13 protein-coding genes and 2 pseudogenes are annotated in these 14,647 nt (G+C 68.0%); 7 read left to right on the top strand and 8 right to left on the bottom strand.

Features of this window, described 5'->3' with window-relative positions; genetic code table 11:
* Positions 1-121 precede the first annotated feature (121 nt).
* Together RKD20_RS00300 and RKD20_RS00295 are read left to right on the top strand one after the other, a co-directional pair.
* Complete coding sequence (locus tag RKD20_RS00300) at positions 122-1,132, top strand: DNA polymerase Y family protein (protein ID WP_424875803.1); 1,011 nt, start codon at positions 122-124, stop codon at positions 1,130-1,132.
* A gap of 77 nt (positions 1,133-1,209) precedes the next feature.
* Positions 1,210-1,716 carry a hypothetical protein gene (locus tag RKD20_RS00295; protein ID WP_424875802.1) on the top strand — a complete coding sequence of 169 codons (507 nt, stop codon included), beginning with the start codon at positions 1,210-1,212 and terminating at the stop codon, positions 1,714-1,716.
* A gap of 346 nt (positions 1,717-2,062) precedes the next feature.
* Here RKD20_RS00295 and RKD20_RS00290 read toward each other — a convergent pair whose 3' ends face one another.
* Positions 2,063-2,794 (bottom strand): SDR family oxidoreductase, encoded by a 732-nt coding sequence (locus RKD20_RS00290; RefSeq protein WP_424875801.1) that lies wholly within the window; start codon positions 2,792-2,794, stop codon positions 2,063-2,065.
* Between the two features lie 70 nt (positions 2,795-2,864).
* Here RKD20_RS00290 and RKD20_RS00285 point away from each other — a divergent pair, with 70 nt between their 5' ends.
* Complete coding sequence (locus RKD20_RS00285; RefSeq protein ID WP_424875800.1) at positions 2,865-3,722, top strand: LysR family transcriptional regulator; 858 nt, start codon at positions 2,865-2,867, stop codon at positions 3,720-3,722.
* A gap of 277 nt (positions 3,723-3,999) precedes the next feature.
* On the opposite strand, the gene RKD20_RS00280 is transcribed toward RKD20_RS00285, so the two are convergent.
* From RKD20_RS00280 to RKD20_RS00260, 5 genes are all read right to left on the bottom strand, one after another.
* The gene (locus tag RKD20_RS00280) at positions 4,000-5,538 is read right to left on the bottom strand and encodes a flavin monoamine oxidase family protein (protein WP_424883104.1); all 1,539 of its coding nucleotides are present in this window, start codon (positions 5,536-5,538) and stop codon (positions 4,000-4,002) included.
* Between the two features lie 773 nt (positions 5,539-6,311).
* Positions 6,312-7,199: a YceI family protein gene (locus RKD20_RS00275; protein WP_424875799.1), complete on the bottom strand. Its 888-nt coding sequence runs from the start codon at positions 7,197-7,199 to the stop codon at positions 6,312-6,314.
* A gap of 422 nt (positions 7,200-7,621) precedes the next feature.
* Complete coding sequence (locus RKD20_RS00270; protein WP_424875798.1) at positions 7,622-7,888, bottom strand: SDR family NAD(P)-dependent oxidoreductase; 267 nt, start codon at positions 7,886-7,888, stop codon at positions 7,622-7,624.
* A gap of 30 nt (positions 7,889-7,918) precedes the next feature.
* The gene (locus tag RKD20_RS00265; RefSeq protein WP_424875797.1) at positions 7,919-8,155 is read right to left on the bottom strand and encodes a hypothetical protein; all 237 of its coding nucleotides are present in this window, start codon (positions 8,153-8,155) and stop codon (positions 7,919-7,921) included.
* 255 nt (positions 8,156-8,410) lie between these two features.
* The gene (locus RKD20_RS00260) at positions 8,411-8,986 is read right to left on the bottom strand and encodes a DUF4142 domain-containing protein (RefSeq protein WP_424875796.1); all 576 of its coding nucleotides are present in this window, start codon (positions 8,984-8,986) and stop codon (positions 8,411-8,413) included.
* A 621-nt stretch (positions 8,987-9,607) separates the two neighbouring features.
* Here RKD20_RS00260 and RKD20_RS00255 point away from each other — a divergent pair.
* Positions 9,608-10,150 carry a DUF4760 domain-containing protein gene (locus RKD20_RS00255; RefSeq protein WP_424875795.1) on the top strand — a complete coding sequence of 181 codons (543 nt, stop codon included), beginning with the start codon at positions 9,608-9,610 and terminating at the stop codon, positions 10,148-10,150.
* 251 nt (positions 10,151-10,401) lie between these two features.
* On the opposite strand, the gene RKD20_RS00250 is transcribed toward RKD20_RS00255, so the two are convergent.
* The gene (locus RKD20_RS00250; protein ID WP_424875794.1) at positions 10,402-10,959 is read right to left on the bottom strand and encodes a CGNR zinc finger domain-containing protein; all 558 of its coding nucleotides are present in this window, start codon (positions 10,957-10,959) and stop codon (positions 10,402-10,404) included.
* A gap of 83 nt (positions 10,960-11,042) precedes the next feature.
* Between RKD20_RS00250 and RKD20_RS00245 the strand changes: the two genes are divergently transcribed.
* The 3 genes and pseudogenes from RKD20_RS00245 to RKD20_RS00235 form a co-directional block, all read left to right on the top strand.
* Entirely contained in the window at positions 11,043-11,288 is a 246-nt protein-coding gene (locus RKD20_RS00245) for an alpha/beta fold hydrolase (RefSeq protein WP_424875793.1), read from the top strand.
* 123 nt (positions 11,289-11,411) lie between these two features.
* A pseudogene (locus RKD20_RS00240) lies at positions 11,412-12,158 on the top strand (IS481 family transposase); the annotation flags it as partial.
* A 2-nt stretch (positions 12,159-12,160) separates the two neighbouring features.
* Positions 12,161-12,814: pseudogene (locus RKD20_RS00235) on the top strand (RNA-guided endonuclease InsQ/TnpB family protein); the annotation flags it as partial.
* Positions 12,815-12,886: 72 nt separating this feature from the next.
* On the opposite strand, the gene RKD20_RS00230 reads toward RKD20_RS00235, so the two are convergent.
* The gene (locus RKD20_RS00230) at positions 12,887-14,188 is read right to left on the bottom strand and encodes a hypothetical protein (protein WP_424875792.1); all 1,302 of its coding nucleotides are present in this window, start codon (positions 14,186-14,188) and stop codon (positions 12,887-12,889) included.
* Between the last annotated feature and the right edge of the window lie 459 nt (positions 14,189-14,647).

Genomic DNA, 14,647 nt, shown 5'->3' with positions numbered 1-14,647 from the left:
TAGAGCACTCAGGGGCCAAGTAAAACGCTCAGGCACATTTGATTCTATGCTCATGATCACGACTCCGTCCCCTCGCGTGTTCGATTTTATGTTCGATAACGTGATGGGGGAGGTGAGCGCGATGAGTGCGCAGGTGACGGTGGGCGAGCGGCGGGGTGTGGTGATGCATGTGCGCTGCCCGGACCGGCTGCCGGAAGAGACCTACCGGCAGGTGCTGGAGGAGCTGGCCGGCTTGTCGCCGGTGGTGCAGGCGCTGCCGCCGACCGCGGCCCTGGTGGACCTGCGCGGGACACTGGGCTACTACGGCGTCGGCGCCTGCCGGCTGGGGGAGGTGCTGCGGGTGCGGACGATCTCCCGCCTGGGCGTCGACGTCCGCGTCGGGATCGGCCCTACCATCGCGGTCGCTGCCACCGCCTCCGGTCTGGCCCCCCGGCCCGGTGGCGTCCTCGCGGTCGCCCCCGAGGAGGTTGCGGGCTGGCTCGAGCCGCTTTCTGTTGAGGCCCTGCACGGGATCGGTCCGCAGCAGGCAGCGGCGCTGCGGGATTACGGCGTGCACTGCGTGGGCCTGCTCGCCGCGGTGCCGCCCGCGACGGTCCAGCGCCTGCTGGGCGGGAAGGCAGGCCGTCTGGCCGCCGACCGCGCCCGCGGCATCGACCCCCGTCCCGTCGTTCCTCGCGCCCTGCCCGCAACGGCGAGCATGCGCTACCGCTTCGATGAGCACACCCTGGACGGCGCCGTCGTCCGCGCCGCCCTGCTCAAGCTGGTTGTCCGGCTCGGCACCCGGCTGCGCGGCCGCGGCCAGGTGGCCCGCGCCCTCACCCTGACCCTGAAGTTCGCCGGTGGCAGCAGCTGGGAGAAGACCCGCCGTCTTACGGCCCCCTCCGGCCACGAAGACGATCTGCGCCAGCTCGCCAACCAGTTGATGGACGCTGCCGGCCTGCAGCGCGGCCGCCTGACCGGACTGATCCTGAAGGGCGAGGACCTCCTCGACGCCGACCAGGCGCCCCGGCAGCTGTCCCTCGACGACGCCCGCGAAGCCCGCCTTGCCGCGGAAGGCGCCGTCGACCGGATCCGCGACAAGTTCGGCCCCCGCGTGATCGGCCCGGCCGCCGTCTTCCGCTGCGCCTCCTGACCCCGCCCCGACCTGCTCCCGCTGGAGGTAGACCCGTGCCACTGGACCCGCCCGGACCGCGCGGCGCACCTCAGGGGATGCCGCACTGGCCCTACGTCCAGGCCGTCGACGACGCGCTCACCGCCCGCGGCATCCCGCCGGGCACCGTCCGGACCGGCCACCACGGCCTCGAGCGCGGCCTGACCACCTACATGACGCTCGCCTGGGACGTCTCCCGCACCAGCGGCCGTGGCGGCATCCGGCTCGACCGGGAGGAACGTCAGGGCTGGCACTACGCCCTGACCGGGCTGAACGCCTTCGACGTGCTGCTCTACACCGTGGTCACGGCCCTGCGCACGCCGATTGCGGACCTGGAGCGGGTGGCCGACGTGGCAGAGGAACTGGTGTGCTTTCCGCGGGTGCCGGATGTGGAGTACCGGGAGGAGTGGGAGGGCGCGCGGGAGGTGCGGGTCGCCGCGGACGATTTTCGCCGCAGCCGTCTGGGACTTGGACCCCTGCGGCCTCACAAGCACCGAACGTCCGCGCGTGGGCCGCGGCGAACGACATCGAGCTGGTCTTCCTGCCGACCTGCGGATCGTGGCTGAACTGGATCGAGTCCGAGTTCGCCGCCCTGCGCCACTTCGCCCTCAACGGCACCGACCACCGCAGCCATGGCGAACAGAACGGCGCCATCGGCGCCTACCGTGCGCTGGCGAAATGCCCGCGCCGAACCGAAGACCAGCTTTGCCCCCGACTCACCCATCCGCACCTGGACCGAGTACCCGGCCAAGGCTGCCTGACGGTCCGCTACCCTTCCGTCGGCTGTTGCCGGGGCGGTCCGGCGGGTAACCCGGGCGCTGCGGCCCGTCGGGCGCCGGCGCGGTCTCCGGCTCGCTCATCCCGTCCGGGCTGACCCCCACCACCCCGTCCCTCGGTTCTCTGACAGGCAGCTCACCAGGGGACCGGGCCGTGCTCGTCGAAGAAGCCGCCGGTCGGCCCGTCATCGGGCAGCGTGGCGAGCCGGACGACCACGACCGCGCCGTCGGCCGCGGTGCGGGTGAGGCCGGGGAATGCGGTGGTGAGGTCGGTCGCACACGGCCCCGGATCGGCGGCGTTGACCAGGATGTTGCGGCTGCGCAGTTCCTTGGCGTACTGCACGGTCAGCGAGTTGAGTGCGGTCTTGGACGGGACGTACGCGGCCAACGGGGGCCGGGTTGTGAAGTAGTCCTCGGGATCGGTCATCCGAGCGATGGAGCCCAGTCCACTGCTGACATTGACGATCCGGGCGGCGGTGGAGCGGGCGAGCAGCGGCAGCATCGTGGTGGTCACGCTGATCACGCCGAACACGTTGGTATCGAACACCTCGCGTACAGCGGGCAGTTCGACACTGCCAGGGCTCTGGGCGGCGAGGTCGCCAGAGATGCCGGCGTTGTTGACCAGGATGTCCAGCCGGCCAAAGCGCTCCTCGATCCAGCGGGCGGCGGATAGGACGCTGGCACGGTCGGTGACGTCCAGGGTGACCGGGTACACCCGCGGGCCCAGGTCGGCTGCGGCTGCCGCACCGCGGTCCGGGTCGCGCGAGGCCAGCAGGACGTTCGTGCCGAGCGAGGCGAGCCGGGCTGCGACCTCGCGCCCGATGCCCTTGTTGGCACCGGTGACCAGGGCAGTTGTGGTTTCTGTCATGCGTTCAGCCCACCACGGGGGCGGCCGGGAGTTCCAACACCGATCGGGTACGCAGCGATACCGTGCGGGTATGGAAAGACCGGAGGTCCGCGAGCTCGTCTACTTCACCGCTGTCGCCGAGGAACTGCACTTCGGTCGGGCGGCCGCCCGGCTGGGGATGACCCAACCGCCGCTCTCCCGCGCCATTCAGCAGCTCGAACGACGGCTGGGCGTGGCCCTGTTGGAACGTGGCAGTCGCCGGGTCGCACTCACCGAGGCGGGGGCCGTCCTGCTCCGCGAGAGCCGTACGGTGCTCGACGCCGCGTCGGCCGCGGCGCGCCGCACCCGGCGGGCCGGCCGCGCCGAACCGCGTCTGGTCCTGGTCATCAAGCCGGGCGGCGACGGTGGCCTGCTGCCCGCGATCCTCGACGCCTATCAGACTGAGCCGGGTGCGCTGCCGGTCGAGCTGCTGTGCAGCTTCGGCGAGCGTGAGATCCTCCTGCGGGAGGGCCGTGCCGACGCCGCCCTGCTTCACCGCCCCCACCACGACCTCACCGGCCTGGCCACCCAGGACCTCCTGACCGAGACTCAACTTCTCGTGATGCCGAGTTCGCATCGCCTCGCGGGCCGTACCCGGGTCTGCCTGAACGACCTCGCCGGGGAGCCCCTGCCGCGCTGGCCGGGCGCATCCGAGGGTGGCTCACACGGACCCGAGGTCCACGACCTTGGGCAGCTTCTCCACCTCATCGCCTTGCGCCGCATGGTCGCCGTCCTCCCCTCCTCCATCCGCGACCAGCTCCGCGACGACCTGGTCGCTGTCCCAGTCGATGATGCCGAGCCCACCACGCTCCTCCTCGCCTGGCCCGAGCACGCCACCTCCCCAGCCCTGGCCGGCTTCGTCCGCACGGCCGCCGCAGTGGCGGGCAAGGCGACGGGCCACGGCGGGTAGAGCGGAGAGACACGCGGGGTGGGAGGCGCCCCCGCCCATGCTCGCAGGCTTGCGAACACTCCAGGGCGCCCTCACGGCCACCGCCGAGATCACACCTGGAGGCAGAATGACGGGCACCGGACGGCGAACCAATTACGCGGTCGACAATCCGAGCCAAGCCACTAGAAACGTCAACAATCAGGCCATCACGGACTGAACAACGGAACGAAACGCCCTCTGAAGGGGAGGGGCGGAGCTGGTGAAATCGCTGAGCAGGGCTGTGCTCAGCCGCGAAGGCTCACCAGGAGGCGAGTACGCGCTGGTGCAGCTCGGTGACGACCTTGCGGGCAGAGGAGATCGCGCCATGCTGCCAGGCATCCAGATAGCTGAGGTAGTCACCGGCGAAGTACACGTGCCCCTGGGCCGTGTTGAGCGGCGCGTACGCCGGTGCGTCGGGGCCACCGGGCATGGAGTGCCAAGCGCCTTCGAGGTGGGGGACGAGCTTCCACTGGTGGGAGTATGACGCGGCGAGTTCGCTGCGGTACTTGGCGCCGTGGATCTTGGCGCCCTGGTCGAGGGCGCGTTCCAGGCGCTGGGCCGGGGTGAGCGCCGAGTAGACCTCGGAGTGGGCGCCCGTGTTGTAGTAGCCGATGATCAGGCCGCGTTCGCCCAGGTGTCCGTAGGACGGGTACCAGATGTGATCGAGGTCCAGGTCGGTCTCGGTGATGCCGCCGAAGATCCTGAAATCCCTCTCCCACCAGCGGCTCTTGTACTCGAGGCCGATCTTGGAGGCGTAGGAAGGTTTCACCGCCCTCAGGGCGGTCTGCACCGCGGTGCCGAGGTTGTGCGAGGTCTTGGCCAGGATGTGCGGGGCAAGGGTGGCAATGCAGTAGTCGGCCGTGATGGTGCGGGTGCGGCCCTTCTGGGTGTAGGTGATCTGCACGCCGTCAGGGGTGTTCTTGATGTCGGTGACGGCTGCGCCGGTGCGGATCCTCTCCTCGCCTATGGCGCGGGCGAACGCCATCGGTATCCGGTCCATGCCGCCGACGGGCTGGAACATCAGCATCGCCTGGTCGTAGCCGAACTCGAAGGAGAAGGTGCGGCCTACGTTGGAGGCGAACACCTCGGAGAGGGAGGGTACGTCGCCGAGTTCCTTGCCCGGGGTACCGGCGGCACCAGGGTCGACGCTGAAGCCGCGGTGTTCGGTGCCCGTGTACGTGTAGTCGGAACCGAGCGAGCCGTAGCTCTTGAGGAAATTCAGCAGCCGCTCTTTGTCGTCCGCCGTCAATTCGGCGTCCAGCGCCCCGGAGTTCGTGGCCTTGGACAGCAACTCGGAGACGTAGCCGTAGACGTCGGCCTTGGCGGTGCGGTACTGAACCGGAGCCTTCATGCCGGTGGCCTCGTTGTAGATGAGCGCGCCGGCATTGGTGTTCGTGAAGACCTCGACGGGCACGCCGAGTTCGCGGCAGTAGTCGAGCGTGACCATCCATTGGGCGAGGCGTGCGGGGCCGGCGTTCATGTACTGGCCCTTGCCGAATCCCGCGGTCTGGCTGACACCGTTGATGTCGGTCAGCCGGTCACCGCCGCGGACGGTGAGGTTGCGGCCTCCTACGCGATCGCGCGCTTCGAGGACCGTACAGTCATAGTCGGCCTTGCCGAGTTCGTAGGCAGAGGTGAGGCCGGCGATGCCCGCGCCGATGACGACGACCTTGGCTGGCCTGCCCTTGCGGCCCTGGAGTGTGAAATCGCTCTGCCTAGGGGCGCGGAACGGTGCATCCTTCTCTGCTGCGTAGACGGCGGTGGGGGCGAGGCCGAGCGCCCCCATCGTGGCGAACATGGCGCCGGCGCCACCGGTCACACCCACCCTGCGAAGGAACGCGCGTCGGCTCGTTCCTGGTCCGGCCTGTAACGCTGTCACGAGGGGCTCCCCTTCCGATCTTGAACGACGAGGGAAGCGTGCCAAGGGGCGGTTACGGCGTACCGCGCATTCGTGTATCCCGCGCGTTTCTGCGGGAGGCGAACCAAAGAGACACCGGGCTGGACCAGACGCACCCGATGCGGAGGGTCCGCTCGACCGCGGCGAGGTTCTTCGTCCTTCGCACAGGAACTGCCCACCGCGCGCCGTGCGATCGGACAATGAGGTTGAAGTTCAGCGTTCAGGAAAGAACGATCAGGTCATGGCCGTTGGAGGGTTCTGTGACCGTGTTGCCAGAGTTGCAGAAGCAGGCACGACACTGCGGCCTGAACGATTGCCTGCATGCCGTCGCCGGAGGATCCGGGCTGGTCTTTCGCCAGTGAGGTGAACCCGTCCGAGGCAGTCCATTTCACCAGCGCTCCGTCTGATCACGACGTCACGGAAAGCCACGGCTGGCCTGTCTCCTGCATCCGCGTCGACCAGATGGAGCCCAGCCTGGGTTAAGGCACGCCGACCTGCGTAAGCAGGTCGGCCGGCGCAGAGAACACACGTCTCGCCTGCCCCGATCCGACGCGACCAGGCTAAGCCGACTTCATTGTGTTCGCCTCTGCTGTCAGCGCCCGGCCCGGAACGTAGGAGAGCCGCGTACGGGACCGGTCGGGTCCGTACACGGCTCTGCGGAGTTCGCCTCTGCGTTACTTGAATTCCAGCTCGGTGCCCTTGGGGACGATCTGGATGTCCAGGTCGACCTTGATGTTCGAGCCGACCACGGCGATGTTGCGCGCCAGCATGGTCTGCCAGTTGATGTCGTAGTCTTCGCGGTGCAGTTCGGTCGTGGCGTGGATGGCGGCGCGGGTCTCGCCCTCCATGCCCACCCGCACGCCGTTGTACTGCGCGTCGAGGGTCACCGTGCGGGTCACCCCGTGGAGGGTGAGACCGCCCGTGATCGCCCAGTTCTGGCCGCCGCGGTGCACGAAGCGGTCGCTGTAGAACTCCAGGGTCGGGAACTTCTCCACGTCGAGGAAGTCACCGGACCGCAGGTGGTTGTCACGCATCTTGACGTTGGTGTCGATCGATGCCGCGTCGATGACGACGTGCATTGCGGTGTGCTCCATGGCGCTGCCGACCCTGATGGCCCCGGCAAAGTTGCCGAAGCCGCCGTAGACGCGGCCGAGACCGATGTGGCGGGCGGTGAAGCCTATTCGGGTGTGCGCGGCCTCGATCTCCCACTCGCCCGGTTCGGGCAAAGGCAGCGTGGGGGCGACATGCAGGGTGAGGTCGCCGAGCGCAACGGGCGCACCCCCCTCTCGCACGGACGCGTGTCCCAGGTGCGCGGCGAAGCCGTCCGCCGAGACCGACATGCGGTACTCGCCGACGGGGACCACGACGACGCCCCAGCCGTACGGGTCCGTCTCTCCTGTGACGACCTTGCGCCCCTGGTTGTCGTTCAGCCTGTACTGCGCCTGCACCAGGGGCTCACCGACCGAGTCGATGACGCGGAAGCTGAGGAGGCCCGCACTCTGGGGCACCGAGAGGCCGGCGAGTGCGTCCTTCTTCTGGTTCGCGACTTTTCGTCTGCCCAACAAGTGCCTGATCAATTTTCGCGTGTCCCTGTACGAATGTTTCTACGAGCGGTGGCGCGCCCCGCTCCTGTCAAAACTGCTGGACGGAAAGGCAATCGGCTGACACCCTGCGCAGCCCGGCGCCAGCATAGACCGGTTCGAGCAGGTAACTTCGCACAGGTAATCGAGCCTCCGTCCGGTGCTTCAGCGGGGTCGGGGCTGCCCGACCCCCTGCGACCAGGACCGACGCCCGGCTGCATGGACACGCAGCGGTCTCGTCGGCGCGCGCCTTTGCTCACACAATCTGCGGGCGATGTTCACTCATGTCGCGTCAGCTGCACTGTACGGACACAGCGTCCACGGCGTGGTCGGCGTCCTTGGAACGGACATTAGGACCAGTCAGCTGTCTCAGCGGCTCATCTGTCTCATCAGCAGGAAGGCTCCTACGGTGAACGTCGGCCTGTCTCCAAGGCTTTGCGGGCGGACCACGCGTCGATGCCGCTGAACTCCTGCTCTACGGCGTCGGACGCCTCCGCCGTGACGGGCTCGTCGGCGATGTCACCGCCGACCGCGATGGCCCGACCGCCCGCGGCGGTGACCGTAGTGGTGCGGGCCTTGTTGCCGGCGTAGTGGACGCCGACGGCGATGCCGACGCGGGCGAGGCGCTCGACGACCGCGCGGCCGATGCCGCCGGAACCGCCGGCGGCCAATGGCGATGCGACTGGTGGTGTCCGTCGGGGTTAGGGGGTGTGCTGGTGGCCGAGGGTCGGCAGGGCCAGGAGGACGCCAAGGACGAGCACGGTGGTGATGACGAGCAGGATGCCGCCGGAACCGAGCCCGGTGAGAGCGCCGGTGAGCTGCGGGCCCAGGCTGGCCCCGACGAACATGCTGCATCCGTACTCCGAACCGCGCGGCTGGTGCTCGTAGTCGCGCACCAGCCTGCGGTGCAGCATCAGGATCCCGTAGGCGCGCTGCACGACCCTTTCGTGACAGCGACCGCCCCACGTCGCCGAGGCCCCGCTACCTGACGGGATCGGCTCCAGGCGGGTATGGCTGCTCTTGGTTGCTCTAGATAGATCTTTCCTCTCAGCCGCCGTATCTGCGTGCCGAAGTTGGGGGCGTCTTTGCCTTTGCCGGCCGGGGCGGGCGCGAGGTCGACCAGGAGCCTGCACGGACCGCGAGCTTCTGGAACATTGGTGATCCGCACCCGGCCCCGGCCGTCGGTGAGTGGATCACTCTGCCGTTGGACGCGGCGAGACCGTGCTGTCGGCCGGGGGAGTGAGGGCGACCTGTGGTTGGCCCGCGGCAGGGGGCGGCGGGGTGAGGTCATGGGCGGGGAGCGAGGGCGGCGAGGTCTCCTGGAGGACGGCCTGGTCGAAGTCGACGAGGCCGGTCTTCTCCACGACCGTGATGCGGTCCAGGACCGTGTCGTTGGCCTCGGCGGCCAGGGCGCGGATCAGTGAGTTCTTCGTGGTGCTGCGGACACTTGCGATCGTCATGAGCAACTGCCCGTCCACCGCGCGCACGGTGGTCGCCATATCGGTGCCGAACTGTTCGGGGCTGTCTGCGTTCAACCGGGCCACGAAGCCCTGTTGCTGCGGAGACGGCTGCTCGGGCAGCGTGATGCCCAACTGGCCGGCGGTCCTGCGGCACGCGGCGTCCAACGATGCGTCGTCGGCGGCCAGTTGCTGTCCGGCGGTCCTGATGGCCTTCGTCGTGCTCTTCTGTAGGGCCATCAGACCGACGGAATGCTCCCACAGTCCGGCCGCGCGTACCTTGACCACGAAATCCCGATCGGCTTCCGACACCTTTCCAGACTCTGGCGCGGCGATGATCCGATCGGGCGCGCTACTGGCCTTCTGGACTCCGAGCATGGCGGGGTAGAGGAGGGACCCCAGGGTGGCAGCGAGCGCACCACCCAGAAAGAGCGATCCCACCGCGGTCCGTGAAAAATGCACCGTGTCTCCTGATCCGGCATTCGGATCCCGCACCTACGGTCATACGAACTCGGATCCCACCGAAACCTTTTGGGATCGCAACGACTTCGCAAAATCGAGGCTCGAGTGTGCGCGTGATGCGTCTGGAGCGCCAAGGGCAAGCCGGAAGGGGCCGTTGGGCCCTATCGGTGAACCACGAAGGGGCCGTTGGGCCCTATCCGGGCAGGGTGCCTTATGGCCGATCATGGGGCGGCGGCCGGGAAGGGCCAGTCCAATCCCGCACTTACGGTCCTTCCCGGTCAGCCGACGCTTTCATGGAGAGCAGTGCCGGATCGAACCGGCCCTGCCGCGTCCCGAGCCTTTCCCGGGCCCAGTTCCCTGGTTCTCTCAAGCGGTGTCCACCGGCCAGTGCCGGCGCGCGACCGACGACCCGCTCAAGACCCGTCCCACGCCCTGTATGCACCACGGGTGAGCGCTCCATACGGTGATCGCATGGACAGTTCCGTCATCTTCAATGTGGTCACCACGGGTATCGCCGTTGTCGCAGTGGTGACCTCCGTCGTCTTCAACGCCCGACAGGTCCGCACCGCGCAGCACGCCAACCACATATCCGTCATGGTCGATCTGCTCCAGGAGTTCCGCTCGGCAGACTTCCATGAGCAGCACGACTACCTGTGCACGCGCCTGGGCGCAGAGCACGATCCGGAAGGCGGTGTACGGGGTTTGCCCTCGGAAGCCAAGGCGGCCTTCTACAATGTCGTGTACTACTACCAGTCCTTCGCGAACCTCGCCGTGTTCGACATGCTCGACGAAACCCTCATGGTCACGGTTTTGCGGACCCGGATCGTCTCGGTCTGGCAGGCCGTGCGGCCGTTCGTGGAGCGCGAGCGGCAGTTGCGTGGTGAGACCGGCCGAGGCTCATACATGTCGATCTTCGAGGAGCTGGCGCGACTGGCGGCGGCGCTCCCGCCAGATCACGTCCTCGAGGCAATGGCACGGACCCGACGACCAGCTCGCTCCCGGCTGTTTCGCTGAATAGCCGTTAGTCCGTGGCAAGCCGTTGGAGGGAATCGGGGCGGAGTTCGATGGCAAGCGGACCGTCCCTGCTCCGTGTGCTGCTTGTGCCGGCGAGGTCACCCTCAGGGCAGCCCATGCGGAAGTCGGCGCACAGCAGTGTGTCGACGGCGGCAGCGCCGCGCTCCGGCCCGTCGCTCAGGTCTGCGGGCCTCGGACGCCGAGACAGGCAGTTCGGGATCGAAGGGACCCCAGGGCGTGGGACGTTCGGGTCACTTGGCCTTGGTGCGCTGGTAGTGGCGGGCGACGCGTACCCGGTTGCCGCATCGGGTGGCGGAGCACCAGCGGCGGCGCGGATGGGCGGCCAGGAAGAGCATGACGCAGTCGTCCGCTTCGCACTGCCGGACTGTGGTGACCGCGAGATCTGCCAGCAGTTCGGCGGCGGCCTCCGCGAGGCAGGCGGCCAGCCGCAGGCCCGGTGAGCCGTCGCGTCGGCGTGTGGCGACCACCGCCGACCCGTTCCACGCCAGCTGGTTGATCGCCGGCGCGGCGCGCTGCGCCTGATTGAGTGCGTCCAGGTCGGCGGCCAGGGGCTCGTCGCCTCGGCGGGCGCGGTCGATGGCGCGGGCGGTGTGCTCCCGTACGGCGCGCACGGCAGCCAGGTCCGCGGCGGTGACGGCCTGCGGCACGTCGTCCGGCAGGCGGTCGGCCTGAAGGGCCCACCAGTGCCGCAGATCGTCCGGGGTCGCGAGCAGATCGCCTGCGCTCGGACGGGTGTTGACCAGGTCCAGCGCCAGCGGTTCTCCGGTCAGCGGCACAAGATCACTCATGAATCTAATGGTACAACACCGCATTGACACGTTAGCCGGATCGAAGTAAGTCTAATGTGTTAATTCCATCTGGAGGCATTAGTATGGATGTGACAGTCGCCCGCATCGTCCACCGCCACATCGATGTCGACGGCGTACGCGTCTTCTACCGGGAGTCCCTCCCGGAACGGGCCGACGCGCCGGCCCTGCTGCTCCTGCACGGCTTCCCGTCCGGTTCCCACCAGTTCCGCGGTCTCATCGACGCGCTCGGCTCGGGCTACCGGCTGATCGCCCCGGGCTACCCCGGCTTCGGCCACACCCAGGTCCAGGACGGCTTCAGCATGATCTAGCTGTACTGCCCAGCCAGGTTGGTCGAGTTTGTGCGACGACACGGTCTGAATCTGTGAGATGACGAAGGCCTCCGGTTGTGGAGTGGAGCTGTCGAGGAACTGCTCCGCCAACAGGAGGCCTTCGTGTCTCACGCTAACGCTGCTCTGACGCCCCGTGCCCGTCTTCGCCTGGCGCGTCTGATTGTGGATGAGGGATGGCCGGTCGCCCGTGCGGCCGAGCGATATGACGTGTCCTGGCCCACTGCCAAGCGGTGGGCCGACCGATACACCGAATCCGGTCCGACCGCGACGGCCGACCGGTCCTCACGGCCTCACCACAGCCCGGCCCGAACCAGTCAGCCGCAGGTCCGCAAGATCGTGCACCTGCGCTGGAAGCAGCGACTGGGACCGGTCCAGATCGCCGGACGGCTGGGCATGCCCGCCTCGACCGTCCACGCGGTCCTGACCCGCTGCCGGATCAACCGCCTGTCCCACATCGACCGCGCCACCGGCGAGCCCGTCCGTCGCTACGAACACGATCACCCAGGCGCCATGCTCCACATCGACGTCAAGAAGCTCGGCAACGTGCCCGACGGCGGCGGCTGGCGCTAGGTCGGACGCGTCCAGGGCCGCAGGAACCGCGCCGCGACACCGGACAAGCCCCGCAACAAATACCGCGGCCCGCTGCTCGGGACCGCGTTCGTCCACACGGTCGTCGACGACCACTCCCGGGTCGCCTATGCCGAGATCTGCGATGACGAGAAAGCCGCCACTGCAGTCGACGTCCTGCACCGCGCGGTGGACTGGTTCGCGGCCCGCGGTGTGACCGTCGAGCGGGTCCTGACCGACAACGGCTCGGCCTACCGCTCCCGGCACTGGACGCAGGCCTGCACCGGGATGCGGTGGGGCACTGGTGGGCATCCTTCGTCGTCCCGGCCCTGACCGAGGCCCTGCCCGCGACCGGGCGCGTGATCGGGATCGACTGGGGCGTCAAAGAGACGGCCACCACCACATCCGCCGCCTACGGCCTTCCCCACCCGCAGCATGGCAGGACAGCCGCGCACAAGCTTGCCCGCTACCAGCGGATGATGGCCCGGCGCCGTCCGGCCAAGGGGCAGGCCGCCTCGAAGGGCTACCGTGAAGCGAAGCGGCAGACGGCGAAACTGCACCGGAAAGTCGCCGCCCAGCGGCAGGACACGGCCCGTAAGTGGGCCAAGAAGGTCGTCCGCGAACACGACGCGCTCGCTGTGGAGGACTTTCGGCCCAAGTTCCTCGCGAAGACCACCATGGCCCGCAAGGCTGCCGACGCGGCGATCAGCGCCACGAAGAAGGCGCTGGTGGAGATGGCGAGGAAGCATGGCAGGGCCGTGCATCTGGTCCACCCGGCGCACACCACGATGGACTGCGCCAAGTGCGGAGCGAGAACCAAGCACGCACTGCCTCTTTCCGAACGAACGTATACCTGCACCGCGTGCGGCGCCGTCTCCCCGAGAGACAAGAACTCCGCCCGTGTCAACCAGGTGCAACCGGCGAATCCCGCATCCGCCGCACTCGCAAAGCGGCATTCGGGGCCTGCGCACCGCTGCCCGAGTGACGATCAACAGTCCCGGAATGGTGTGTCAGGGCTTGCCGGGCTTCAGGTCGCCAATCACCCCGATCCGGATGCCCAGCCACGGATAGGTGTGGTTGTAGAACACATTGTCCTGCGGCTGCAGTCCAACAGCGGAGGGCCACATCTGGTAGGCGGACGCGTTGGAGATTCCGCCGTGGAGTCGCCGCCAGACCCGGAGGGAACTCTGCCCGGAAGGGGGCGCTGTGATCGTGTCGGTCCACTCGACCGCGTTTCCGCCCTGGTCAAGGGTGCCCCACGGTGATGCGGTCCTCGCCTGGCCGACGGTGCTGAGACTTCCCTGGTAGGCCTTGGCATAGAGGGTCGGGTCGAGTCCGAACGGGTTGACGGTGGAACACGCGTCGGGGATCAGCTGGTTCGGGCACCAGCTCGGTGCTGGTTTGCCGTCCGCGTGATACGAGGCCAGAGGCTGGGTCGCAGCGTTGGTGACGTCGCCGGTGTCCGGGTTGAGGACGGTGGGGCTGGGTGCAGTCGCCTCTCCGTCACCGAAGACTCCCGGGTTGGTCGGGTACTTCCAATAGGAGTAGGTGCCACCGCCGCGAGGATCGTAGTAGGCGGCTTTGATCCACTCGTCCTGGCTCGGCAGGACGAACCCCGCACGATGCACTCGCGTCGTCTGCGGTCGAGCCAGGTCGTACATTCCGCGCTCGGTCTGCGACGACAACGCGACCTGGTACGTGACGTACTGGAAGCCGTCCTTGCTGCCGGCCTGCTTGGAGATCAGTCGGCCGTTGTAGAGCGAGTTGACGAAGCGTGCCGCCCTCAGAAAGTTCGCGAAGCCGTATGGCTTGCGGGCCCATTGTGGGAAGGCCACCGAGTAGTGACGGCCTCTGCCGGCATCTGGGGACAGGTTGATCTGGCCGTACTTCGGCCACGCCGCCGAACTCTCGGTCTCGTCGTAGAGACGGAGGCGGTTGCGTCCTTCGGGATCGACCGTGTTGAGGAACGCTACCCACTGTTCGACGGTGACTTCGAGCTGACCGATCTCGTAGCGATAGGGCACGCCGCCCACTCGAAGGCAGTCCTTCGGGGAAGGGGTGACGGTGCACGAGCGGTACAGGGCGTCCCTGAACGGGAGAATACCAACCGAATGATTTCCGGGTGCGCCGACCTTTACGGTGGTAAGGCTGATGGCTGTGCCTTCCAGGGAAGGGCTCCCTCCGGTAACCGCATACCGCTCGTCGGCAGCGGCGCCCGAGGTGGCCGTCACGGAGGTGGCGAGCAGGGCCGACAACCCGCACGCGGTCATGATGGTCCTGTTGAGGAGAGTACGGCGGAACGCGACGTGCATAAGCGAAACCCATTTCGGCAAGGGCAGCCTGCTCGGTGGCCAGGGCAGCGTCTATCGACTGTCGATCTCTTGACGGTCGACGCCACGCTAGTCGCATCCACTGCTTTCCGCCTTTATTGTGGCACGAAAATCGCCCAGTCGGACGCACATCAGGCAGAGTGTGCAGCCGGACCTTGCTCGGTCAGACAGAAAACCCCGGTGCAGTGACGGCTCAGTGCGCTTCAACGAGCGGCGCCTGGCGTCACTGGTGAGGGCGATCGGCGCTGCAAGCTCCGCCCGCCACAGCGTGTGGTGGTGATGCCGGTGTAGGTGCCCCAGGGCACCACCAGCGCGCTTGCGCGGAACTGACGCGGAGTTCGCATGAATGCAACCATGGCGGGCCCTGGGCCGCGGGGTGTCCGCGGCCCGGGCCGTGTGGTGCATCTTCCGCAAAGGCCGGAGCAGGCGAACCGCATGTCG

It is taken from the genome of Streptomyces sp. SLBN-8D4, assembly GCF_049739545.1.
In the GTDB taxonomy this organism is placed as follows: domain Bacteria; phylum Actinomycetota; class Actinomycetes; order Streptomycetales; family Streptomycetaceae; genus Streptomyces; species Streptomyces canus_C.
This window is presented reverse-complemented; position numbering and strand designations above follow the sequence as displayed.

Bases quoted from the DNA above. Each gene is read 5' to 3' on its own strand.
- RKD20_RS00245 (WP_424875793.1), top strand. From the start codon at position 11,043: ATGGATGTGACAGTCGCCCGCATCGTCCACCGCCACATCGATGTCGAC.
- RKD20_RS00290 (WP_424875801.1), bottom strand. From the start codon at position 2,794: ATGACAGAAACCACAACTGCCCTGGTCACCGGTGCCAACAAGGGCATC.
- RKD20_RS00285 (WP_424875800.1), top strand. From the start codon at position 2,865: ATGGAAAGACCGGAGGTCCGCGAGCTCGTCTACTTCACCGCTGTCGCC.
- RKD20_RS00295 (WP_424875802.1), top strand. From the start codon at position 1,210: ATGCCGCACTGGCCCTACGTCCAGGCCGTCGACGACGCGCTCACCGCC.
- RKD20_RS00300 (WP_424875803.1), top strand. From the start codon at position 122: ATGAGTGCGCAGGTGACGGTGGGCGAGCGGCGGGGTGTGGTGATGCAT.
- RKD20_RS00250 (WP_424875794.1), bottom strand. From the start codon at position 10,959: ATGAGTGATCTTGTGCCGCTGACCGGAGAACCGCTGGCGCTGGACCTG.
- RKD20_RS00280 (WP_424883104.1), bottom strand. From the start codon at position 5,538: ATGTTCGCCACGATGGGGGCGCTCGGCCTCGCCCCCACCGCCGTCTAC.
- RKD20_RS00255 (WP_424875795.1), top strand. From the start codon at position 9,608: ATGGACAGTTCCGTCATCTTCAATGTGGTCACCACGGGTATCGCCGTT.
- RKD20_RS00230 (WP_424875792.1), bottom strand. From the start codon at position 14,188: ATGCACGTCGCGTTCCGCCGTACTCTCCTCAACAGGACCATCATGACC.